The 22,225-nt window shown below is 74.2% G+C and carries 24 protein-coding genes; 12 read left to right on the top strand and 12 right to left on the bottom strand.

Going from position 1 to position 22,225, the window contains the following annotated elements; all coding sequences use genetic code 11:
- Nucleotides 1–125: 125 nt before the first annotated feature.
- Nucleotides 126–674 carry a TetR/AcrR family transcriptional regulator gene (locus FB458_RS10550; RefSeq protein ID WP_141848453.1) on the bottom strand — a complete coding sequence of 183 codons (549 nt, stop codon included), beginning with the start codon at nt 672–674 and terminating at the stop codon, nt 126–128.
- Complete coding sequence (locus FB458_RS10555) at nt 674–1,216, bottom strand: sugar O-acetyltransferase (protein ID WP_211356179.1); 543 nt, start codon at nt 1,214–1,216, stop codon at nt 674–676. The genes FB458_RS10550 and FB458_RS10555 overlap by 1 nt, the downstream gene beginning before the upstream one ends.
- A 102-nt stretch (nt 1,217–1,318) precedes the next feature.
- On the opposite strand from FB458_RS10555, the gene FB458_RS10560 reads away from it, so the two are divergent.
- Entirely contained in the window at nt 1,319–2,584 is a 1,266-nt protein-coding gene (locus tag FB458_RS10560; protein ID WP_141848455.1) for an MFS transporter, read from the top strand.
- Here FB458_RS10560 and FB458_RS10565 read toward each other — a convergent pair.
- Nucleotides 2,571–2,990 carry a DUF5684 domain-containing protein gene (locus FB458_RS10565; RefSeq protein ID WP_211356005.1) on the bottom strand — a complete coding sequence of 140 codons (420 nt, stop codon included), beginning with the start codon at nt 2,988–2,990 and terminating at the stop codon, nt 2,571–2,573. The two genes, FB458_RS10560 and FB458_RS10565, sit on opposite strands and share 14 nt — an antisense overlap.
- Before the next feature lie 109 nt (nt 2,991–3,099).
- Complete coding sequence (locus tag FB458_RS10570) at nt 3,100–3,981, bottom strand: SDR family oxidoreductase (protein ID WP_141848456.1); 882 nt, start codon at nt 3,979–3,981, stop codon at nt 3,100–3,102.
- Nucleotides 3,982–4,090: 109 nt separating this feature from the next.
- On the opposite strand from FB458_RS10570, the gene FB458_RS10575 reads away from it, so the two are divergent.
- A complete protein-coding gene (locus FB458_RS10575; RefSeq protein WP_141848457.1) occupies nt 4,091–4,687 on the top strand; it encodes a TetR/AcrR family transcriptional regulator in 597 nt (198 codons plus the stop codon).
- Between the two features lie 42 nt (nt 4,688–4,729).
- Here FB458_RS10575 and FB458_RS10580 read toward each other — a convergent pair whose 3' ends face one another.
- Nucleotides 4,730–4,996: a hypothetical protein gene (locus FB458_RS10580; protein ID WP_141848458.1), complete on the bottom strand. Its 267-nt coding sequence runs from the start codon at nt 4,994–4,996 to the stop codon at nt 4,730–4,732.
- A 279-nt stretch (nt 4,997–5,275) separates the two neighbouring features.
- Here FB458_RS10580 and FB458_RS10585 point away from each other — a divergent pair, with 279 nt between their 5' ends.
- Nucleotides 5,276–5,857, top strand: coding sequence for a hypothetical protein (locus FB458_RS10585; protein ID WP_141848459.1), 582 nt, complete (start codon nt 5,276–5,278; stop codon nt 5,855–5,857).
- A 2-nt stretch (nt 5,858–5,859) separates the two neighbouring features.
- Complete coding sequence (locus FB458_RS10590) at nt 5,860–8,445, top strand: putative bifunctional diguanylate cyclase/phosphodiesterase (RefSeq protein WP_141848460.1); 2,586 nt, start codon at nt 5,860–5,862, stop codon at nt 8,443–8,445.
- Between the two features lie 27 nt (nt 8,446–8,472).
- Here the strand turns inward: FB458_RS10590 and FB458_RS10595 are convergent, their stop codons facing one another.
- Nucleotides 8,473–8,889 carry a MarR family winged helix-turn-helix transcriptional regulator gene (locus FB458_RS10595; RefSeq protein ID WP_141848461.1) on the bottom strand — a complete coding sequence of 139 codons (417 nt, stop codon included), beginning with the start codon at nt 8,887–8,889 and terminating at the stop codon, nt 8,473–8,475.
- 101 nt (nt 8,890–8,990) lie between these two features.
- On the opposite strand from FB458_RS10595, the gene FB458_RS10600 reads away from it, so the two are divergent.
- The gene (locus tag FB458_RS10600; RefSeq protein WP_141848462.1) at nt 8,991–9,806 is read left to right on the top strand and encodes an alpha/beta fold hydrolase; all 816 of its coding nucleotides are present in this window, start codon (nt 8,991–8,993) and stop codon (nt 9,804–9,806) included.
- Nucleotides 9,807–9,830: 24 nt separating this feature from the next.
- Here the strand turns inward: FB458_RS10600 and FB458_RS21870 are convergent, their stop codons facing one another.
- Nucleotides 9,831–10,862, bottom strand: a complete 1,032-nt coding sequence (locus FB458_RS21870; protein WP_246061160.1) for an Acg family FMN-binding oxidoreductase — start codon at nt 10,860–10,862, stop codon at nt 9,831–9,833.
- Between the two features lie 169 nt (nt 10,863–11,031).
- On the opposite strand from FB458_RS21870, the gene FB458_RS21875 reads away from it, so the two are divergent.
- The 6 genes from FB458_RS21875 (at nt 11,032) to FB458_RS10635 (ending at nt 18,636) form a co-directional block, all read left to right on the top strand.
- A complete protein-coding gene (locus FB458_RS21875; RefSeq protein WP_281286093.1) occupies nt 11,032–11,733 on the top strand; it encodes a response regulator in 702 nt (233 codons plus the stop codon).
- Nucleotides 11,734–11,805: 72 nt separating this feature from the next.
- Nucleotides 11,806–13,560: a sensor histidine kinase gene (locus tag FB458_RS10615; RefSeq protein ID WP_141848465.1), complete on the top strand. Its 1,755-nt coding sequence runs from the start codon at nt 11,806–11,808 to the stop codon at nt 13,558–13,560.
- A gap of 104 nt (nt 13,561–13,664) precedes the next feature.
- On the top strand, nt 13,665–15,359 hold the full coding sequence (locus tag FB458_RS10620) for a S8 family serine peptidase (protein ID WP_141848466.1): 1,695 nt from the start codon (nt 13,665–13,667) through the stop codon (nt 15,357–15,359).
- Nucleotides 15,360–15,393: 34 nt separating this feature from the next.
- On the top strand, nt 15,394–16,551 hold the full coding sequence (locus FB458_RS10625; RefSeq protein WP_141848467.1) for an ArsO family NAD(P)H-dependent flavin-containing monooxygenase: 1,158 nt from the start codon (nt 15,394–15,396) through the stop codon (nt 16,549–16,551).
- Between the two features lie 85 nt (nt 16,552–16,636).
- Nucleotides 16,637–17,032, top strand: coding sequence for a MerR family transcriptional regulator (locus tag FB458_RS10630; protein ID WP_141848468.1), 396 nt, complete (start codon nt 16,637–16,639; stop codon nt 17,030–17,032).
- A 101-nt stretch (nt 17,033–17,133) separates the two neighbouring features.
- Nucleotides 17,134–18,636, top strand: a complete 1,503-nt coding sequence (locus FB458_RS10635; RefSeq protein WP_141848469.1) for a SulP family inorganic anion transporter — start codon at nt 17,134–17,136, stop codon at nt 18,634–18,636.
- 53 nt (nt 18,637–18,689) lie between these two features.
- Here the strand turns inward: FB458_RS10635 and FB458_RS10640 are convergent, their stop codons facing one another.
- The 3 genes from FB458_RS10640 to arsM are packed head-to-tail and all read right to left on the bottom strand — an operon-like array spanning nt 18,690 to nt 20,973.
- Nucleotides 18,690–19,100, bottom strand: coding sequence for an arsenate reductase ArsC (locus FB458_RS10640; RefSeq protein ID WP_141848470.1), 411 nt, complete (start codon nt 19,098–19,100; stop codon nt 18,690–18,692).
- Entirely contained in the window at nt 19,097–20,185 is a 1,089-nt protein-coding gene (gene arsB / locus FB458_RS10645; RefSeq protein ID WP_141848471.1) for an ACR3 family arsenite efflux transporter, read from the bottom strand. Before arsB ends, FB458_RS10640 begins: the two co-directional genes overlap by 4 nt.
- A complete protein-coding gene (arsM, locus tag FB458_RS10650; RefSeq protein ID WP_141848472.1) occupies nt 20,185–20,973 on the bottom strand; it encodes an arsenite methyltransferase in 789 nt (262 codons plus the stop codon). Before arsM ends, arsB begins: the two co-directional genes overlap by 1 nt.
- Before the next feature lie 85 nt (nt 20,974–21,058).
- On the opposite strand from arsM, the gene FB458_RS10655 reads away from it, so the two are divergent.
- Entirely contained in the window at nt 21,059–21,424 is a 366-nt protein-coding gene (locus tag FB458_RS10655) for an ArsR/SmtB family transcription factor (RefSeq protein ID WP_141848473.1), read from the top strand.
- Nucleotides 21,425–21,433: 9 nt separating this feature from the next.
- Here FB458_RS10655 and FB458_RS10660 read toward each other — a convergent pair whose 3' ends face one another.
- Both FB458_RS10660 and FB458_RS10665 read right to left on the bottom strand, forming a co-directional pair.
- Complete coding sequence (locus FB458_RS10660) at nt 21,434–21,700, bottom strand: metal-sensitive transcriptional regulator (RefSeq protein ID WP_170185642.1); 267 nt, start codon at nt 21,698–21,700, stop codon at nt 21,434–21,436.
- A gap of 37 nt (nt 21,701–21,737) precedes the next feature.
- Entirely contained in the window at nt 21,738–22,130 is a 393-nt protein-coding gene (locus tag FB458_RS10665) for a DUF302 domain-containing protein (protein WP_141848474.1), read from the bottom strand.
- Between the last annotated feature and the right edge of the window lie 95 nt (nt 22,131–22,225).

The following is a 22,225-nucleotide window of genomic DNA, read 5'->3' on the forward strand; positions in this document are numbered from 1 at the left end:
AGACGTCCGACGGCGCAGGACGCCTGAGGCGGATGTGACCGAACCGTGACTGCTGCGCGCTCAGCAGCCCCTGATGGCCTGTCGAAGTCGTCCCATAACGGACATTGATGGATGGGTCCGGCGCGCTACCGGCCGGGGACGCCGATGAGGCGCCGTACGGCGTCGCGGGTGACGTCCGGCGTCTGCGGCTCGGGGTCGAGCGCGATGTGCATCGCGGCGCCCTCGACGTAGGCGTCGACGATGCGCGCGGTGACCGGGTCGAGGTGCCGGCCGAGGGCGACGCGGCTGGCCCGCATCCAGTCGTGGGTGATGGCGCGGAACTCGGGACGGCGGGCGGCGAGGGTGTAGAGCTCGTAGCTGAGCACCTGCTCGCTGACCGACCGCTGCAGATCCCCGTGGATGAGGTCGACCAGCGCGTCGACGAGGTCGTCGCGGCCCGATCCCGTTGTCGCCAGGCGCTTTTCGAAGGCGTCGGCGATCGTCGCGGCGAACCGCGTGAAGGCCTCGACGAGCAGCTCGTCCATGCCGGCGAAGTGGTAGGTCATCGAGCCCAACGGCACCCCTGCGCGCGCCGCGACCTTGCGGTGCGAGGTGCCGGCGACGCCGTCGACCGCGACGCACTCGAGCGCGGCGTCGATGATCCGGTCGCGGCGCTCCGGGTCGGCGCGCGGCATCAGCGGCCCCGCAGCTCGCGCACGACCCGGGCCGGGTTGCCGACGACGACCACCCCGGCGGAGACGTCCTTGGTGACCACGGCGCCGGCTCCGACGACGCTGTCGTCGCCGATCGTCACACCCGGCAGGACGATCACCCCGCCACCCAGCCAGACGTTGTCCCCCAGCGTGATCGGCTGCGCCGCCTCGATCCCGGCCCGCCGCTGGTCGGGGTCGAGCGGGTGCGTGGGCGTGAGCAGCTGCACGTGCGGCCCGATCTGGCAGTGCGCGCCGATCGTGATGGGCGCGACGTCGAGGGCGGTGAGGCCCGTGTTGACGAAGGTGTGGTCGCCGATGCTCAGGTGGTCGCCGTAGTCGAGGTGCAGCGGCGGTCGGACCACGGCGCCGTCGCCGAGGTGGCCGACGAGGTCGGCGAGCAGCGCGCGGGCGCCGGGGTCGTCGGCGTCGTACGCCTCGTGCCACCGACGGGCCAGCCGCACCGCCCGGCGGTACCGCTCGGCGTTCTCGGGGTCGTCGGCGACGTAGGGGTCGCCGGCGAGCATGCGCTCCCGGTTCGTGCGCGGGTCACCAGGGAAGAGGTCGGTCACGGGGGCAGTGTAGCCATGGAGTGTACGTTCGTACGTTGAGTGGGCTATCGTCGTCGCGTGCCCTCGGTCCGCCCCCTCGCCCGCCCCGCCCCGACCGTCCCGGACGACATCCGCCGCGCGCGGCTCGCGGTCGCCGGCGTCTTCTTCGCCGCCGGGTTCGCCCTCGCCGCCTGGGTGGTCAACATCCCCGCGGTGCAGGAGGCGACCGGCATCTCGCACGCCACGCTCGGCGGACTCCTCCTCGTGCTCGGGGCCGGCTCGGTCGTCGGGCTGCAGAGCGGTGGTCTGCTCATCGACCGCGTCGGGAGTCGCACCCTCACCGTCGTCGCCGGCCTCCTGCTCGCCGCCGCGGTCAACCTGCCGGGGCTGGCCGGGTCACCGTGGGCCCTCGCCGCCGCCCTCGCCGCCTTCGGGCTGGCCAACGGTCTCACCGACGTGGCGATGAACGACCAGGCCGTCCTCGTGGAACGGCGCTACCCGCGACCGGTCATGTCGAGCTTCCACGCGTGCTGGTCGGTCGGGGGAGCGGTCGGGGCCGGCGTCGGCGCCCTGGTGCAGCGCGCCGACCTGCCGACCCAGGTCGCGCTGGGGGTCGGTGCCGTGGTCACCGCACTGCTCGTGGCCCTCTCGGGTCGCTTCCTGGTCACCGATCGTGGGGCGGTCGTCCCGGAGGCCGAGCGGGGCTCCGTCACCGGGGCGCCGGAGCTGGTGCCGGGGACCCGGAGCCGGCTGCTCACCCTCGCCGTCCTCGCCTTCCTGCTCATGCTCGCCGAGGGCGCCGCCAACGACTGGAGCGCGTTGCAGGCCGTCGAGGACCTCGGCCAGCGCGAGGCCGCGGGGTCGCTCGCGTACGGCGCCTTCGCCGTCGCCATGACGGTCGGGCGCTTCGCCTCCGACCCCGTCGTGCACCGGGTGGGTCGCCCCGCCCTGGTCCGGTGGGGCTCGCTGCTCGCCGCCGTCGGCGTGCTCGTCGTCGTCCTGTCGCGCGCGTACCCCCTCACCCTCGTCGGGTGGGTCGCCTTCGGTCTCGGGCTCTCGGGGATCGTGCCCCAGATCTTCACGACCGCCGGCAACCTCGATGTGCCGAACCGTGGCGTCGTGATCTCCCGGGTCATGGGCGCGGGCTACGTGGGCATCCTCGCCGGCCCCGCGGTGGTCGGCTGGCTCGCCGGTCTCGTCGGTCTCACCCACGCCCTGCTCGTGCCCGTCGGGTGCTGCGTCGTGGCGCTGCTCGTCGCGCACCGCGCCGTCGCGCCGGCCCCGCGCCGCGTGGACGGCGCGGCGCAGGACCGCCGCGTGACGGCGGAGCTCAGGCGGCCGTAGGCGCCCCGGTCGTCGGGTGGCGGTACGTCGAGTCGTCGTAGCTGCACCAGAAGTAGCCGATGATCGACAGCAGCCACATGAGGAAGAAGCTGAAGACCCCGCCCTTGCCGAACGCCCGGCCCAGGCGCAGGGCGATCATGATCGAGAAGACCAGGTTGACGACCGGGATGAGCAGCAGCAGGAAGAGCCAGCCGTTCCAGCCGGCCATCTTGACGAGCAGGTAGGCGTTGTAGAACGGCACGAAGCCGCCCCACCTCGGCAGGCCCGCCTTGCCGAGCATCCCCATGACGGCGACGGCACCCAGGACGTAGCCGACGAGGCCGCCGAAGACGCCGCTGGCGGCGGACGTCGTCGAGGTGGCGGTGGACGAGGTGTCGGCCGCGATCGCGGCCAGGGTGAGGAACATCGGCAAGCCCCCTGCTCGGTGTGGACCGGACGGAATGAGCCCGGGCGCGTCGAGTGTGGCGGACGACGAGCCGGACGGTCCGCTGAATCGCCGAGCTCACAGCGGTCCCTCAGTCGGTGTAGTGGCCGGCCTCCAGGTCCTCCAGCAGCGTGGGGCCACCCGGGAGCCAGTCGAGCAGGCGGCGCGTCAGGGCGCTCGAGGCGGGTTGGTCGCCGCCGAGCAGCGCACCGAAGACGCCGAGCCCGGCCGGGTCGACCGACGCCGACGGCAGGCCCGTCCGTCGCGCGACGGCCTCGGCGACGTCGCGCAGGGCGACCCCCTCCTCGGCGACGGCGTGCAGCACCGACCCGGCGGGGGCCTGCTCGAGCGCGAGCCGGAACAGATGGGCCGCGTCGTCGACGTGCACGGCCGGCCACCGGTTCGACCCGTCGCCGACGTAGGCCGCGACCCCCCGTCGGCGGTCGAGCGCGACGAGCATCGCGATCAGCCCGTTCCGGTCGCCGCGCCCGTGCACGGTGCGGGGCATCCGCACCAGCCCGGAGCGCAGCCCGAGGTCGGACAGGGCGAGGACGGCGTCGGCGGTGCGCGCGCGTCCGCCGGCCGGTCCGTCGGGGTCCAGCCGATCGCGTTCCGTGGCCACCGTGGCGTGGCTCGTCGGCGTCCCCGAGGCCGCGAAGAACGCCGTACCGGATCCGCGCAGCGCCTGCCCGAGGCGGGCGAGCAGGCGCACCTCGTTGTCGACCGCCTCGCCGAACTCGTTGAAGTCGAGCGTGAAGGCGAGGTGGGCGACGGCGTCGGCCTCGCGGGCCGCGGCGACGAGCAGGTCGTGGTCGGTCATCTCGCCGCGCAGCGCGGTGGCGCCGAGGTCGCGGACCCGTTCCGCGGAGGCGTCGGAGCGGGCGAGCCCGACGACGTCGTGGCCGGCGCCGACCAGCTCGCGGGTGAGGCGGCTGCCGATCCAGCCCGAGGCTCCGGTGACGAGCACGCGCATGACGGTTCTCCTTCGATCGGGGTGCGCCGCCCTGGAGGCGGTGCTGATGTGACTCGGTCACATGACGGTAGCACTGATGTGACCGAGACACATCACCTAGAATCGCGTCATGGCACGCTGGGAGCCGGATGCACGCGGTCGGCTGCTGCGCGCCGCCCTCGAGCTCTTCGCCGAGCGGGGGTACGACGCCACGACCGCGGCGGCCATCGCCGAGCGCGCCGGGTTGACCAAGACGACGCTGTTCCGTCAGTTCGCCGACAAGCGCGAGATCCTGTTCCAGGGGCAGGCGGACTCGGTGCGGGTCGCGGACTCCGCCGTGCGCGCCGCCCCCGCCGGGGCCTCCGCGCTCGAGGCGCTGCGGGAGGCGCTCGCCGCGCTCTGCGACGGGCACACCCCCGACCATCGCGACACCGGACGCCGGATCGCGCCGATCGTCGCCACGAGCCCCGAGCTGCAGGAGCGGGCGGGAGCCAAGCGGGCGAGCATCGCCGCGGCCCTGCAGGGCGCCCTGGCCGACCGCACCGGTGACGTCGACGTCGCGGGTGCGCTGGCCGACCTGGGGGTCCGTGCCTACTACGGCGGGTTCGACGAGTGGGTCGTCGGGGACGAGGACGTCCCGCTGCGCGAGGTCGTCCTGACCCGCCTCGACCGCCTGGTGGCGGGAGTGGGCGGCGCGCTCGCGCCGTCCGCGGGAAGACGGCGGTGACCCCTCGGCCCGGCGGGGGCCGACCCGCTCGGCCGGACCCGCTCAGCGGCTGGTGAGGGCCTCGCCGTCGTCCGACTCCTCGTAGTCCGCGCCCTTCCCGGGGACGACGACGGCGAGGTCGAGGTTCGGGTGGACGCGGATGAGCACGTACGAGCCGGACTCCAGGGGCAGGAAGAGGAACTCCGTGTGGCCACGGGCGCGCATGGCCGCGGCGATGGCGTCCAGCGCCTGCGACTCGGTCAGCGTGGTCTCGTGCCGGACCCCGGCGTGGATCACGTCCACGCTGTACGTCGTCCGTTCCCCGCTCATGCGGCACCGCCCTCCCCGTGCGGCCCCGGGCCCCCAGGGTGCCGGCCGCGCTGCGTGCCGCACGCTACGCCACCGGCCGGGGGAAGCGCGCCCCCCGTCGCCCGTGGAACCGACGGCCGCGCGCCGTACCAGTGAGGGGAGGTGCTCCGACGCCCGACACAGCGCCTATCTACCCAAAACGTGCAAAAATGACTAAACGGTCGATGGGCTCACCCGCGGCCGCCCACCAGACTCGTCCTCGCCTGGACCTGTCCGCACCCAGTCCTCCAAGGGGTCTCCATGAACGTCACGCCGTCCTCCACGCGCCTGCGCCGCCTGTCGCTCGCCGCGGCCGCCCTCGCCGTCGTGGCCGTGCCCGCCGCCGCGGTGGCGCTCAACGCCGCCGCCCCGGCGACCTCGCGCTGGTCGGTCGTCGAGGCGTCGGTGCCCGGGACGTCGCGCTGGTCGGTCGTCGAGGCGTCGGTGCCCGGGACGTCGCGCTGGTCGGTCGTCGAGGCGTCGGTGCCCGGGACGTCGCGCTGGTCGGTCGTCGAGGCGTCGGTGCCCGGGACGTCGCGCTGGTCGGTCGTCGAGGCCGCGGTGCCGGCGACCTCCCGCTGGTCCGTCGCCGACCCGGGTGCCACCCCGGCGACCTCGCGCTGGTCCGTCGTCGAGGCGACCTCGCGCTGGTCCACCGCCGACCAGGCTGCCACCCCGGCGACCTCGCGCTGGTCCGTGGTCGAGGCGACCTCGCGCTGGTCCACCGCCGACCAGGCTGCCACCCCGGCGACCTCGCGCTGGTCGGTCGTCGAGGCGGGCGCCGTGGTGCCCGGCACGTCGCGCTGGTCCGTGGTGACCGGCGCGGACGCCGTCGTCGTGTAGTGATGTTCCGCATCACGCGCCTCGCACTGGTCACGGGGGCACTGAGCGCTGCCCTCGCGACCGGGGCGGTGGCCATGGTGCGACTCTCCGGCGACCAGCCGGTCTCCCCGCTGCCGCTGCCCTCGACCGCCCTCCTGCTGACCTTCGGCGTGGCGTTCTTCCTCGCCGAGCGGTTCCAGGTCAACGTCGAGTTCCGTCGCCAGGCCCACACCTTCACGCCCGCCGGGGTGGTGCTGGTCGTGGGCGCCCTCGTCCTCGCGCCCGTCGCGTTCGTGGCCTCCCGGCTCGCGGCCGCGGTCCTCTCCTTCGCGCACGAGCGCATGTCGGTCGCGAAGACGACGTACAACGTGGCGGCGTACGCCTTCGAGGCCGCCGCCGACGCCTACCTCATCCACGTGCTGCTCACGCCGGGTCAGTCCCTGGACCTGCGCAGCGCCGCGGTGCTCGTGGTGGCGATGGCGACCGTCGACCAGGTCATGTCCGCGCTCGTGCTCGTCATGATCCGGCTGCACAACGGCCCGCTCAGCCGCCAGGACGTCCTCGACGTCCTCCTGCCCGCGCTCGTCCTCAGCGTCTTCTCCACGATCTTCGCCGTCGCGATCGTCATCCTCGTGGCGGAGGGTCTGCTGGGGGCCGTCGTCGTCACCTTCCTCGTGGGGATCTCGGCGGTCGGCTACCGCGCCTACACGGCAGCCCGTCGCCAGCACCAGTCGCTCTCGCTGGTCCACGAGTTCGTCACCGGGGGCGTCGGGGCGCAGTCCGTCGACAGCCTCGCCCAGGAGCTGCTCGCGCGGATCCGGCGACTCCTGCGGGCCACCGCGGTCGAGCTCGCCCTGCACGAGAGCGACGCGGTGCCGTCGCCGGACGCCCGGACCGGTGACGTCCTCACCCTGACCCTGGGCGAGCACGACGTCCTCGAGGTCGGCCACCAGCGCTTCGACCACGAGGACTGGGTGCTCGTCCGCGCGCTCACCGAGCGCGAGCCCTTCCTCGCACCGCGGACGAGCAAGGAGCCGTCGGAGCAGCAGTGGCTCAAGCGCCACGCCTTCCGCGACGCGATGATGGTCGCCCTGCCGGCCTCGAGCGGCCTGCGCGGGACCCTCCTCGTCGTCGACCGGCTCGGGGAGACCGCGACGTTCGAGGACGAGGACCTCACCCTGCTGCAGACGCTGACCGGTCACCTCGCCGTCGCGCTGCGCAGCGCCCGTCTCGTGCAGCGCCTGGCCCACGAGGCGACGCACGACTCGCTGACCGGGCTGGCCAACCGACGGGGTCTGTCCACCGAAGGGCAGGCACGGCTCGACGCCCACCCGCGCCGTCGCGGAGCGCTCCTGCTGCTCGACCTCGACAAGTTCAAGGAGGTCAACGACAGCCTCGGCCACCAGGCCGGCGACCAGCTGCTCGTCGAGATCGGCGCACGGCTGCGCGCGGAGCTGCCCGACACCGACGTCCTCGCCCGGCTGGGTGGGGACGAGTTCGCCGTCCTGCTCGAGGACGCGGACCCCGAGCAGGCCGCCGCGGTGGCCGAGCGCCTCCGCACGACCCTCGCGCACCCGTTCACCCCCGTCGTGGGGTCGTCGGCGCTCGCCAGCCTGACGCTGCACACGACCGTGAGCATCGGCATCGCCCGCTTCCCGGACGACGGCCCGGAGCTGTCGGGGTTGCTGCGCAAGGCCGACATCGCGATGTACAAGGCCAAGGTCTCCGGCACCGGCTACCACGTGTACGACGACGTCGACCACGACGACGGCGCCGCCCGCCTGCGCACGATGGACGAGCTGCAGTCCGCGATCGCCGAGGGGCAGTTCGTCCTGCACTACCAGCCGAAGGTCGACCTCGACACGGGCGCCGTGCACTCGGTCGAGGCCCTGACCCGGTGGGAGCACCCCACCCGCGGGCTGCTGCACCCCGGCGACTTCATCGACCTCGTCGAGGACGCCGGCCTCATGCGCGCCATGACCCGCGTCGTCCTCGCCATCGCCCTCGACCAGGCCGCCCGGTGGCGCGCCGACGGCCACCCGGTGTCCATCGCCGTCAACCTCTCCGCCAGCTCGCTCGTCGACGAGGGGCTGCCGGACGAGGTCTTCACGATGCTGTCGGTGCGCGGCGTGCCCGCGACCGACCTGCAGCTGGAGATCACCGAGGACTTCCTCATGGCCGACCGCGACCGCGCCCGCAAGATCCTCTCGCGCCTGCGGACCGGCGGCATCCGGATCTCGATCGACGACTACGGCACCGGATACAGCTCGCTCAGCTACCTACGCGACCTCCCCGTCGACGAGCTGAAGCTCGACCGCTCCTTCGTCCAGACGATGACCGACGACGACCACGCCGCCGCGCTCGTCGCGTCGACGATCTCGCTCGCCCACAGCCTGGGGCTGCGGATGGTGGCCGAGGGGGTCGAGACCCTCGGCGCCTACACCGAGCTGACTCGGCTCGGGTGCGACGAGGCCCAGGGCTACTTCATCTCCAAGCCGCTGCCCGCGGCGCGCTTCGAGAGCTGGCTGCGCCGTCAGCCCGTCCTCGAGCAGCCCGTCCAGTCGACCGGTTACCGCCGCTTCGTCGCCAAGGCCGTCCGCGCCGTCTGAGCCACCGCGCCCGTACGACGCCCCGGCTCACGTGGACGTCGCCAGCCGGGTGAGCAGGACCCCCAGCTGCTGGAGCTGACGCTCGGACAGCGGGCCCAGCGTGTCGGTGAGGACCTCGTCGACGACCCGGTGCCCCTCGGCGAGCAGCTCACGGCCGCGGTCGGTCATCACGAGGTGGACGGCACGGCCCTGGCCGGCCGTCCGGGTCACCAGGCCGCGGTCGACCATCCGCGCGGCGAGCGTCCCGAAGCCCTGGTCGCTCTGGAACGTCGAGACCGCCAGGTCGTGCAAGGTGGCGTCGGGCTGGCGGTCGAGGGCGCGCAACGCGTCCCACTGCACGAGGCTGAGCCCCCGCTGCGCGAGGGCGGCGTCGAGCAGGCGGTGGTGGCGGCTCTGCACCCGCTTGACCAGCTGCGCCACGTCCTGCCGGGTGTGCGTCGTCATGGCGGCAGCGTACGCAGCCGACCCAACGTCTTGATATCCACTTGCTGATATCAACATGTTGATTTAACGTGGTGCTCCCGACCGACGACGCAGGAGCGCACATGACCGACACCACCGCGACCACCCTCACCCTCGACGTGCCCACCTCGACGAGCCTCGTGCCGCTGCGGGTGGCCGACCGGGGCAGCGGCCGGCCCGTCCTCCTCCTGCACGGCGGTGCGGGCCCCACGTCGGTGGCCCCGCTCGCCGAGGCGCTGACGGCGTCGTACCCCGTGCGGGTCGTGACGCCGGTCCACCCCGGCTTCGACGGGACCCCGCGACCGGAGGGGGTCGGCTCGGTCGGCGACCTTGCGGACGCCTACGTCGCCCTGCTCGACGTGCTGGGGCTCGAGGGCGTGACCGTCGTGGGCAGCTCGCTCGGCGGGTGGGTCGCCGCCGAGGTGGCGCTGCGACACAGCCCCCGGGTCGCCGCCGTCGTCCTCGTCGGCTCGGTCGGTCTCGCGGACGACGCCGACCCGATCGCCGACTTCTTCGCGCTCGACCTCGACGAGGTCGTCGAGCGCAGCTACCACCCCGCCCACCGCGACGCGGCGCGGGCCGCCCTCGCCGCGATGCCCGAGGCGGCGCGGGCGCTCGTCCCCGGCAACCGGGCCGCCCTGCTCGCGTACGGCGGCGCGACGATGGCCGACCCGACGTTGCGGGCCCGGCTGACCGGCGTCACCGTCCCCGTCCGCGTGCTGTGGGGGGCGCACGACCGCATCGTCCCGCCGAGCCACGGCCGGGGCTACGCCGAGGCCGTGCCCGGGGCCACGCTGCGCGTCCTCGACGAGGCCGGTCACCTGCCCCCGGTCGAGGTCCCCGAGGTCGTCGCCGCGGACGTGTGGGCGTTCGCCGGCGTGCACCCGCCCGCTCGCTGACGACGGCCGCGGGGGAGGGCCGGCTCAGGCGGAGCGGTCCTCGAGGACCTCGTCGACGGGCCGTCGCGGCGTGCGCACGAGGCCGTCCCGACCGATGGCGCTCCACCCGACCCGCAGCAGGACCAGCGGGTGCGTGCGTCCGTCGAGGACGTCGTACCGCAGGCGGTCGCGGGTCTCCTCGACCTCGACGACCGAGCTGAGCGGGACGACGGCGAGCCCACCGACGGTGGCCGAGAGCCAGAGGGCGCTCAGTCCCTCGCCCGCCCGCAGCCACCCGGCCGGGTCGTCGGTGGGGGAGGAGAGGACGACGAGCCCGTCGCGGTGGCGGACGAGTTGACCGCCGTCGTCGCCCGAGGGCGAGAACCGGTGGCGGGGACCGGCGGTCGGGTCACCCGGTCCCGGGATCGCGCCGGCGGGGACCCCGTCGACGGGGCCGTGGTCGACCCACGCGTCCTGCTCGAGCGCCAGGGCCCGGTCGCCGGACTGGCGGTCGAGGGCCCGACCGACGAGCAGCTCGACGCGCAGCCGCTCGGTCACGTCGAGCAGGGCCGTCGCCGTGGCGCCCTCGATGGCGGCGACGGAGGCGAGCTCCAGCAGCCGCCCCGCCGGGACCGGCCACGAGGTGAACCGGCGGCGGTCGGTGCTGCGCCGCAGGATGGCGTCGACGGCGGCCGCGGGGGACACGGTCTCGCGGGGGGTCGTCCCGCGCACCGACCTCAGCGCCGGCCCGTCGGGCTCCGGGTGCAGCTCCAGACGGGCCAGCGGGCCCGCGTCCGGGCCCTCGGGGAAGCGCTCGACGCTCACGCCGCGCCCGAGCGCGTGCAGCGCCGTCCGCGCGTGGTGCAGGGCCGCGCCGCAGCTGAGGACGAGGTTGCGGCCCTCGGGGTCCGTGAGGGGGAGCGCGCGCGAGGGGTCGGCGTACAGCTCGAGGGCCCGTCCGTCCCACCGCCAGGTCCACGGCTGGGTGTTGTGGACGCTCGGGGCCCGGCGTGCCAGGTCGACGACGTCGTGGGCGAGCTGCGACGTCACCCGCACTGCGCTCGACGTGCCCGGCACGGTCGTGCCCCTTCCTCTCCTCGGTGTCCTCCCACCACGGTGCCCCCGGGGACCGCCGGCTCCCAGGGGCGTTGGTCCCGGCTCCTCGTGGGCGTCTCGGGACGAAGGTCCCGCCATCCCGGGTCGCTCGGACCGGTCGCGGGCGGCGGGTCGGCCCTACCGTGGAGGGGTGAGCGAGCCCAGCGGACCCGACGCGACCCCGCCGACCAGCGAGCCGACCAGCGAGCCGACCGGACCCATCCGGGTCTTCCTCCTCGACGACCACGAGCTGGTCCGGCGCGGCATCCGCGAGCTGCTCGAGGAGAGCGGGGACATCGTCGTGGTCGGCGAGTCGGGTCTGGCGCAGGAGGCGCTGCGCCGGATCCCGGCGCTGCGCCCCGACGTCGCCATCCTCGACGGCCGCCTCCCCGACGGCTCCGGCGTCGACGTGTGCCGTTCGGTGCGCTCGCTGGACCCGACGATCAAGGCGCTCATCCTCACGTCGTACGACGACGACGACGCGCTCTTCGCCGCGATCATGGCCGGCGCCGCCGGCTACCTGCTCAAGCAGGTGCGCGGGACGGACTTCGTCGACACCGTACGACGCGTCGCGGCCGGGCAGTCGACCCTCGACCCGTCCGTCACGGCGCAGGTGCTCGACCGGCTGCGCCACGGCGCACCGCAGGACCGGCACCTGGCCTCGCTCACCCCGCAGGAGCAGCGCATCCTCGAGCTGATCGGCGAGGGGCTGACCAACCGGCAGATCGGCGAGCGGCTGCACCTGGCCGAGAAGACCGTGAAGAACTACGTCTCGTCGCTGCTGGCCAAGCTCCAGCTGACCAGCCGCACGCAGGCGGCCATCTTCTCCACGCGCCACCGGATCTCGTCCTGAGCGGTCGTCGCGGCGCTCGCCGCGGCCGTTGCTAGCGTGGGGCGTGCGGGGGGCCGCGCCCCGAGGAGAGCCGTGCCCGCCAGCGAGCAGGAGCCCACCCCGCCGTCCGCCCTCGCCGACGTCGCCGTCGACGACCTCCTGCGGGCCCTCCTGACGCGGGTGCACGGCGTGCTCGACGAGCGGACCCGGCTGCGGCTGCTGCTCGACGCCGTCGTGACGATGGCGGCCGACCTCACCCTCGACGGCGTGCTGTCGCGGATCGTCGCCATCGCCGGTGAGCTCGTCGACGCCCGGTACGCCGCCCTGGGCGTCCTCGACACCGGGTCGGAGCGACGGCTTCGCACCTTCGTCCACCACGGCATCGACACCGACGTCGTCGAGCGGATCGGCGAGCTCCCCTCGGGGCACGGGCTGCTGGGTCTGCTCATCGACCGGCCGACCCCGTTGCGGCTGCACGACATCGCCGAGCACCCCGAGTCGGTGGGCTTTCCGGCCCACCACCCGCCGATGAGCTCCTTCCTCGGGGTGCCGGTGCGGATCCGCGGGCAGGTCTTCGGCAACCTCTACCTCACCCAGAAGGCGGGTGGCGGGGACTTCACGGCCCAGGACGAGGAGATCGTCGTCGCGCTGGCCGCGGCGGCCGGTGTGGCCGTCGAGAACGCGCGCCTCTACGAGGAGGCGGCGCGGCGCGAGGAGTGGCTGTCGGCCACCGTCGAGGTGACCGCGCAGCTCGCCGACGCGTCCGACCGCACCGACGCGCTCCAGGTGGTCGCCGACCAGGCCCGGGCGGCCGCGGGGGCGGACCTGGCGTGGGTGGTGGTCGGCGACGACCCGGGCCGGCTCGGGCTGCGGGTGGTCTCGGGGGCGGCGGCCGACCTGGCGGCGATGCGCGCCCTGTCGATGGAGCACTCGCTGTCCGCGCTCGTCGTGCGCACCGGCGAGGCCGTGTCCGTCGACGACCTCGGCAGCGACCCGCGGGCCGTCGACCCGTCCGCGGTGGTGGGCTGGGCCCCGCTCGGCCCGGCCATCGTCGTCCCCCTCGGCTCGGGACCCCGGGTCGACGGCGCCCTCGCCCTGGCCTGGGTGCGGGGTCGCTCGGAGCACTTCCGTCGCGTCGACCCGCGGCTGCCGACCTCGTTCGCCGAGCAGGCCGCCCTCGCGCTGCAGGTGGCCCGGGCCCGCGAGGACCGGGAGCGCCTCGTCCTCTTCGAGGACCGGGACCGCATCGGTCGCGACCTGCACGACCTGGTCATCCAGCGGCTCTTCGCCGTCGAGCTGGGGCTGCAGCGCAGCGGGCGGATGTCCGAGGACCCGGTGGTCCGCGAGCGGCTCGAGCAGGCCGTCGACGACCTGGACGGGACGATCCGCGACATCCGCCGGACCATCTTCGCGCTGGGGACGCTCGACGTGTCGACCGACCTGCAGGCCGAGGTCGAGCGGATCGTCGAGCGGGCCGGGGCGACGATGAAGCTGCGGCCCGCGCTGCGGGTCGAGGGGCCGGTGCGCTCCCTCGTCCCCGACCAGGTCGCGCCGGACCTGCTGGCCGTGCTGGGCGAGGCGCTGTCCAACGCGAGCCGGCACGCCGAGGCCACCTCGGTCGAGGTGGTCCTCAGCGCGACGGACGCCGTGACCCTCGTCGTCTCCGACGACGGCCGCGGCTTCGCCGCCGACGTGGCGGAGAGCGGCCTGCGCAACATCCGCGCCCGCGCGGAGCAGCACGGCGGCACGCTGACCGTCCGCAGCGCCCCCGGCGCGGGCACCCGCCTGGAGTGGCGGGTGCCGCTCGGCGGTCGCGAATCGGCAACGGGCGACCACACCCGGGTATGAAAACGGTAAAAAGGAACTAAACGGACTATGGCCGTCGTGCTCGCCGAGCGCGAGGATCTGGGTGCTCGGGGCAACCACACAGGATCACCAGGGGGCACCTCACCATGCACGTCGCACCGCCACGCCCGCGCCGCCGGCGCCGGGCCCTCGCGGTCACCGCCGTCTCGTCCGCCGCCGCGTTCGCGCTCGGCCCGTCGTCCCTCCCCGGGCCCGCGGCCGCGCCGCCGCCGGCCTCCCGCCCCGTCGACGGCACCGACCTGGCCGGCGGCAAGTGGGGTGACGCGTCCGCGGACGGCGTCGCCAAGGACGCCTACGGGCGCAACCGCGCCGAACGCGACCCGGGGTCGTTGTTCACCATCGGCCGGGCGATCGGCGCCCGTGGCCTCTGGGCGAAGAAGGACCGCGCCGGTCGCCCGCTGACCGGTCAGGGGGTGGCCGTCGCCCTGCTCGACTCGGGGATCTCGGCGGTGCCCGGTCTCGACGCCCCCGGCAAGGTGACCTACGGACCCGACCTGTCGATCGAGGGCAACGGGGTCCTGGCGCAGCAGGACACCTTCGGCCACGGGACCTTCATGGCCGGGATCATCGCCGGTCGCGGGGCCGGCAACCCCGCGGCGGACCTGCCCTCGGCGCCGGGCGACGTCCAGCTCGGCATCGCGCCGGACGCGAGGCTGCTGTCGCTCAAGCTGGCCACCGCCGACGGCAGCACCGACGTCTCGCAGGTCGTCGCAGCGCTCGACTGGGTCGTCCAGCACCCCGTCCTCCCGGACGGGACCCGGGTGCGCGTCGTCAACCTGTCCTACGGCACCGCGTCGGCGCAGGACTACCGGCTCGACCCGCTGGCCGCGGCGGCCGAGAACGCCTGGCACCACGGCATCGTCGTCGTCGCCTCCGGCGGCAACGACGGCGACGTCGGTCGCCTCAGCGACCCGGCCGTCGACCCGTACGTCGTCGCGGTCGGGGCGAGCGACAGCGGCGACCGCACCGACGGCTGGACCGGCGACCACGCGGTCGCCGCCTCCTTCTCGCAGGTCGGCTCGCCGGACCGGCACGTCGACCTCGTCGCCCCCGGCACCTCCGTGGTCTCGACCCGCGACCCGGGCTCGCTCATCGACACCGCCCACCCGTCCGGGCTCGTCGACGGCGACACCAGCGGCCGCCTCTTCCGTGGCAGCGGCACCAGCCAGGCGGCGGCCGTCGTGTCCGGCGCCGTCGCGCTGCTGCTGCAGGCCTACCCCGACCTCACGCCGGACCAGGTCAAGCTGGCGCTCACCGCGTCGGCGGACCCGGTGAAGAAGGCGTCCGACCTCACCACCGGCGCCGGCGCGCTGGACCTCAAGGGCGCGATGGACGTCGCCGCCCACCTGCTCGGCACCGACAGGAACGCGGCGACGCTGCGGGCGGCCGCCGTGCAGGACTTCCCCCGCTCGACCGGGCAGGGCTCGCTCGACGCCGCCCGCGGCGGGTCGACCCTCGTCGACGCCTCCGGGGCGGACCTCGCCGGCGAGGTCGACGTCCAGGGTCGCCCCTGGGACCCGGCCGCGTGGTGGGCGGCCAGCTCGGGCCTCACGTCGTGGTCCGACGGGCAGTGGCTCGGGACGACCTGGACCGGGGACGGCTGGCAGACGGGCCCGGACGGTCTCGCGACGTCGCGGTGGTCGACCTCGCGGTGGTCCACCTCCCGGTGGTCCGACGCGGACTGGGACACCTCGCAGTGGTCGACCTCGCGCTGGTCGACCTCGCGGTGGTCCACGTCGCGGTGGTCCTCCTCCCGGTGGTCCTCCTCGGGCTGGTCCTGACCGACGGCGCTGCGCCACCTGACAGCATGACCGGATGACGACGGCCCGCCCCACCCTGTGGGACGGGCCGTCGCCCGTCGGGGCGGTGGACGAGGGGAGCTGGCCGGTCGTCGTCGTCGGGGCGGGCCAGGCGGGGCTCGCGACGGCGTACCACCTGCGTCGCGCCGGTCTCGAGCTCGGCCGCGACGTCGTGCTCCTCGACGCGGACGACCGGCCCGGCGGGTCGTGGCGGCGCATGTGGCCGAGCCTGCGGCTGTTCTCCCCGCCGGCGTTCTCGTCCCTGCCCGGTCGCCCGATGCCGCCCGCCGACGACCCGTACCCCGGAGCGGCCCACGTGGCGGCGTACCTGCAGGACCACGAGCAGCGGTACGGCGTCGTCGTCCGCCGCGGCGTCCGCGTCACCGGCGTCGCCCGTGACGGGGACGCGCTCGCGGTGACGGGTCTCGACGCCGGTGCCGGGGTCGAGCGGCGGTGGCGCGCCCGCCACGTCGTCAGCGCCACCGGGACCTGGACCCGCCCGTTCGTCCCCGCGGTGCCCGGACGCGACGTCTTCGCCGGGCGGCAGCTGCACAGCGCGTCGTACCGCGGCGTCGAGGACGTCGCCGGGGCGCGGGTCCTCGTCGTCGGGGGCGGGAACAGCGGCGCGCAGCTGATGGCCGAGGTGTCGGCCGTCGCGCGGGCGACCTGGGTCACGCTCCGACCGCCGCGCTTCCTGCCCGACGACGTCGACGGTCGACGGCTCTTCGAGGTCGCCACCGCCCGACGCCGGGCGCTGCTCGCGGGCGAGGCGGATCCCGGCGGCGTCGGGGGTCTCGGCGACGTGGTCGCGGTGGCGAGCGTGCGCGAGGCCCGCGACGCCGGGCGGCTGCGGACGGCGCCGATGGTCGCGGCGCTCACCCCCACCGGGGCGGTGTGGCCGGACGGGACCACCGACGAGCTCGACGTCGTCCTCTGGTGCACCGGGTTCCGGCCCGAGCTGCGCCACCTGCGACCGCTTCGGCTGCCGACGGTGGACGGGCACCCGCGTACCGACGGCACGACCTGCGTCGACGAGCCGCGGCTGCACCTCGTCGGGTACGGCGACTGGACCGGCCCCGCCTCGGCCACCCTGGTCGGTGTCGGCCCGACGGCGAAGGAGACCGCCGCCCGCGTCGTCGCGGACCTGCGCCGGCTCGACTCTCCTCTCACGTGAGGGTAGAGTCTGCGCTGCGCTCCGGCGCACGGTGGGCAGGGTGGCCGACCAGCCGCCCCCGTCCCGTCGTCCGAGAGGTCCTCCCGTGTCCTTCTCCGCCCGCGGCCTGCTCCAGATCGGCGAGGTCGCCGAGGCGACGGGTCTGAGCCTGCGGACCATCCGCCACTACGACGAGGTGGGCCTGCTGCCGCCCGTGGAGCGCTCACCCGGCGGCTTCCGGCTCTACTCGCAGGAGAGCGTCGACCGGCTGCTGCTCGTCAAGCAGATGAAGCCGCTCGACTTCACCCTCGAGCAGATGCGCGAGCTCATCGACGCGCTCGACGAGGTCGACGACCCGGCCACGACACCGGACGAGCGCGCGGCGCGACAGGCCCTGCTCGCGTCGTACGCCGAGCTCGTCGAGGAGAAGGTGACGATGCTGCGCGCCCGCGCGCGAGCCGCCGCCGGCTTCGCCGCCCAGCTGCGCCGCGTGCTGCCCTAGCCCGGCGCCACGCCCCACCGCCCGTACGGCGCCGCGCCCCACCCGGCGCCGCCCCTGACGCCCTGACGCCCCCGTCGTCCCCGATCCCCTGGAGTCCTGCCGTGTCCGTCCTCACCCTGCCGTCGCCGCCCGACGTCACCTCGGTGCGCGCCGCGCTGCGGTCGCCCCGCCGTCTGCGCACCGAGGTCCTCGGCGGCCTCGTCGTCGCGCTGGCCCTCATCCCCGAGGCGATCTCGTTCTCCGTCATCGCCGGGGTGGACCCGCGGGTCGGGCTCTTCGCCTCGTTCACGATGGCCGTGACGATCGCCTTCGTCGGCGGACGCCCGGCGATGATCTCCGCCGCGACCGGCGCCGTGGCGCTCGTCGTCGCGCCCCTGGTGCGCCAGCACGGCCTGGACTACCTGCTCGCCACCGTCGTGCTCGCCGGCATCCTCCAGATCGGGCTGGGCCTGCTCGGGGTGGCCCGGCTGATGCGCTTCGTCCCGCGGTCGGTGATGGTGGGCTTCGTCAACGCGCTGGCCGTCCTCATCTTCCTGGCGCAGCTGCCGCACCTGCTCGGCGTGCCGTGGCTCGTCTACCCGCTCGTCGCCGTCGGGCTGGTCCTGATCTTCGGGCTGCCCCGGCTGACCTCGGTCGTCCCCGCACCGCTGGTCGCCATCGTCCTGCTCACGCTCGTCACGGTCGTGGCCGGCGTCGCCGTCCCGACCGTCGGTGACGAGGGCCGGCTGCCCGACAGCCTGCCCACCCTCGCCCTGCCGCACGTCCCCCTGACCCTGCACACCCTGTCGGTCATCGCGCCCTACGCGCTGGCCATGGCGCTCGTCGGGCTCATGGAGTCGCTCATGACGGCGCAGCTCGTCGACGACGTCACCGACACCCCGTCGCGCACGTCCCGCGAGGCCTGGGGACAGGGCGTCGCCAACGTCGTCACCGGGTTCTTCGGCGGCATGGGCGGGTGCGCGATGATCGGCCAGACGATGATCAACGTCAAGGGATCTGGCGCCCGCACCCGGATCTCGACCTTCCTCGCCGGCGTCTTCCTGCTCGTCCTCGTCGTCGGGCTCGGCGACGTCGTCAGCCTCATCCCCATGGCCGCCCTCGTCGCCGTCATGGTCATGGTCTCGGTCGGCACGATGGACTGGCACAGCCTCAAGCCCGGGACCCTGCGCCGGATGCCGCGCAGCGAGACCGCGGTCATGGTGGTCACCGTCGTCGTCGTCGTGGCCACGAGCAACCTGGCCATCGGGGTCGTCGTCGGCTCGGTCCTGGCGATGGTGCTCTTCGCGCGCCGCGTCGCCCACTTCACGACCGTCGTCGACGTCGCCCACCCGGACGAGGACACGCGGGTGTACGCCGTCGTCGGCGAGCTCTTCTTCGCCTCGAGCAACGACCTGGTCACCCAGTTCGACTACGCCGGTGACCCGCGCAACGTCGTCATCGACCTGTCCCGGTCACACATCTGGGACGCGTCCACCGTCGCCACCCTCGATGCCGTGCGGACGAAGTACGCCGCCCGCGGCAAGTCCGTCACGGTGATCGGGCTGAACGAGGCCAGCCGGGAGCGCCACGACCGGCTGGCCGGTCACCTCACCGGGGCGCACTGACGCCCGCCGGAGGCGACGCACCGGCGGGCCTCGCCGAGCGCGGCCGACCCCGCTCAGACCAGCTCGGCGAGGAGGTCCCGCACGCGTCGGTCGATCTCGTCCCGGATGGGGCGGACCCGGTCGACGGGGAGCCCGGCGGGGTCGTCCAGGGCCCAGTCCAGGTAGCGCTTGCCCGGGTAGATCGGGCAGGCGTCACCGCACCCCATGGTGATGACGACGTCGGCTCCGTGGACGGCGCCGTCGGTGAGGCGCTTCGGGACCTCGGTGGTGAGGTCGATGCCGAGCTCGCCCATGACCTCGACGACGGCGGGGTTGACCTCGTCGGCCGGGGTCGAACCGGCCGAGCGGACCTGCACCCTCCCCTCTGCGTGGTGCTCGAGGAGGGCGGCGGCCATCTGCGAGCGGCCGGCGTTGTGGACGCAGACGAAGAGGACGGTCGGGGTCGCGGTGGGGCTGGTCGTCATGACAGGGCCTCCGGGGAGTAGCGGCGGCGCAGCCGGAGCGCCACGTGGACGAGGGCGACGAGGACGGGGACCTCGATGAGGGGCCCGACGACGCCGGCGAGGGCCTGGCCGCTGGTGACGCCGAAGACGCCGATGGCGACGGCGATGGCGAGCTCGAAGTTGTTGCCCGCGGCGGTGAAGGCGAGGGTGGCCGTCTTGGCGTATCCGAGGTCGAGGCGGTGCCCGAGCGCGAAACCGCCACCGAACATCACGGCGAAGTAGACGAGCAGCGGCAGGGCGATCCGCGCGACGTCCCACGGCTTCGAGGTGATGGTGTGGCCCTGCAGCGCGAAGAGCACGACGATCGTGAAGAGCAGCCCGTAGAGGGCGATTGGGCCGACCCGGGGGAGGAAGCGCTCGTCGTACCAGGTGGTGCCCCTGGTCCGCTCGCCGATGGTGCGGGTGAGGAAACCGGCCGTCAGCGGGATGCCGAGGAAGACGAGCACGGACCCGACGATGGTGGCGAGGGAGAAGCTCGCGTCGGTGGTGGCGAGGCCGAGCCAGCCGGGGAGCACCTGGAGGTAGAACCAGCCGAGGGCCCCGAAGGCGACGATCTGGAAGACCGAGTTGATGGCCACGAGGACCGCGCCGGCCTCCCGGTCGCCGCAGGCCAGGTCGTTCCAGATGAGCACCATGGCGATGCAGCGCGCGAGGCCGACGATGATCAGACCGGTGCGGTACGTCGGCAGGTCCGGCAGGAGCAGCCAGGCGAGGGCGAACATCAGGGCCGGGCCGACGACCCAGTTGAGGACGAGCGACGAGACGAGCAGGCGCCGGTCGCCCGTGACCCGGTCGAGCTGGCGGTAGCGGACCTTGGCCAGCACCGGGTACATCATCAGCAGCAGGCCCACGGCGATGGGCAGGCTGACCGAGCCGACCCTGACGGCGTCGAGGTGCGCGGAGAGCGACGGGACGGCCCGGCCGAGGCCGAGACCGACGGCCATCGCGACGATGATCCAGACGGGCAGGAAGCGGTCGAGCGTCGAGAGCCGGCCGACGACGGCGGCTTCGGCGGCTGGGTGGGTCGTCGTGAGCTGGTCGGTCATCAGGCCGGCTTGACCGCTCGCACGATCGCCGAGTGCATCCCGGGGGCGGCCTGGTGGGTGAAGGTGACCTCGGCGTCGACGAAGCCGGCGGCGGTCAGACCCTCGAGGTACTCGGCTCGCGACAGGGCGCCGGCGATGCACCCCACGTAGGAGCCGCGCTCGGCCCGGTCGGCGGGGCCGAGGTGGTCCTCGGCGACGACGTCGGAGACGCCGATCCGCCCGCCTGGCCTGAGGACCCGGAACATCTCGGCGAGGACGGCCGCCTTGTCGGTCGAGAGGTTGATGACGCAGTTGGAGATGACGACGTCGACCGAGGCGGCGTCGAGGGGGACCTCCTCGATCGTGCCCTTGAGGAACTCGACGTTGGTCGCGCCGGCCTCGGCTCGGTTGGCCTCGGCGAGCGCGAGCATCTCGTCGGTCATGTCGACGCCGTAGGCGTAGCCGGTGGGCCCGACCCGGCGGGCGGAGAGCAGGACGTCGATGCCGCCGCCGGAGCCGAGGTCCAGGACCGTCTCGCCCTCCCGCAGGTCCGCCACCGCGGTGGGGTTGCCGCAGCCGAGGCTCGCGAGGACGGCCGCGGCGGGGAGCTCGCCCTGCTCGTCGGCGCCGTAGAGCGCGGCCCCGAAGGCCTCGTCGACGACGACGGAGCCGCTGCAGCACGAGTCGGGGGAGCACGACGCCGGCGCGGCGTCGACGACGGCCAGGGGGTTGATGGACGTGGTCGTCACGGCGGTGGCCGCCGCGGCGTAGCGCCGGCGGACCTGCTCACGGACGTCGGACTCAGTCATGGCTCTCACTCCGATCGACGGTTCTCGATGGATGGAGGATCGTCGATCTATCGACGATTGTCAATGCGTGTGAGATGCTCGGCCCATGGCCCGGTCGACCCCGCCCCTCGTCACGGTCGCCGAGGCGTGCTGCTCGACGGTCACCGGCGGCGCCATGACGGCCGAGGCGGCCGAGCGCCTGGCCATGTCGTTCAAGGCGCTGGGCGACCCCACCCGGGTGCGGCTGCTGTCGTTGATCGCCGCGGCCGACGGCGGCGAGGCGTGCGTCTGCGACCTGACCGAGGTGGTGTCGCTGTCCCAGCCGACGGTGTCGCACCACATGCGGGTCCTGGTCGAGGCGGGTCTGGTCACCCGGGACCAGCGCGGTCGGTGGGCCTACTACGCCGTCGTCGACGGCGCCCTCGACGCCCTGGCCGACGCCCTCAGCCCTCGAGCTCGAGCCGGGGCCTGACGGGCCCGATCAGGCGAGGGTGAGGAAGAGCTTCTCCATCGCGGCCTGGTCCTCGGCGGCGATGCCGTCGGGGGAGGAGAGGCACTGCCGCATGCCGGAGGAGACGATGGCGAAGCCGGCCCGGTCGAGGGCGCGGTTGACCGCGGCCAGCTGGGTGACGACGTCCTTGCAATCGCGCCCTTCCTCGATGAGGCGGATGACGCCGCCGATCTGCCCCTGAGCGCGGCGGAGCCGGTTGATGACGGGGGTCATGTCGTCCTGGTTGAGGATGACCATGGGTGTGCTCCTGGTGCTCGTGCGGGTGGTGGCGGGGTCAGGCGGAGAGGGCGTCGAGCGCGGCGGTGAGCCGGGTCCGGGCGTCGGCGGCGACGGCCTCGAGGGTCGGGTTGCCGGTCAGGGTGACCATGATCGCCGGGTCCATCGCCTCCACGAGGGTCGACCCCTCGTCGACGGCGCGGACGACGACGTTGCACGGCAGCAGGAGGCCGATCGACGGTTCGGCCTGCACCGCCGCGTGCGCGAGCGGCGGCCGGCACGCCCCGAGGATGACCTGCGGCGCGATGTGAGCGTCGATCTTCGCCTTGAGCGTGGCCGCCAGGTCGATCTCGGTGAGGACGCCGAACCCCTGGTCGGCGAGGGCCGAGCGGGTGGCCTCGACGACGTCGGCGTAGGGGCGGGACACGGTGGTGGACAGGGCGTAGGGCACGGGGCTTCTCCTGAAGATTTGACGTCGATACCCCCCAGGGTACTACAGTCGAAGCGTCAGATACCCCCAGGGGTACGTCGAGCGAGGAGGGAGTG

The organism is Lapillicoccus jejuensis, from assembly GCF_006715055.1.
Lineage (GTDB): Bacteria > Actinomycetota > Actinomycetes > Actinomycetales > Dermatophilaceae > Lapillicoccus > Lapillicoccus jejuensis.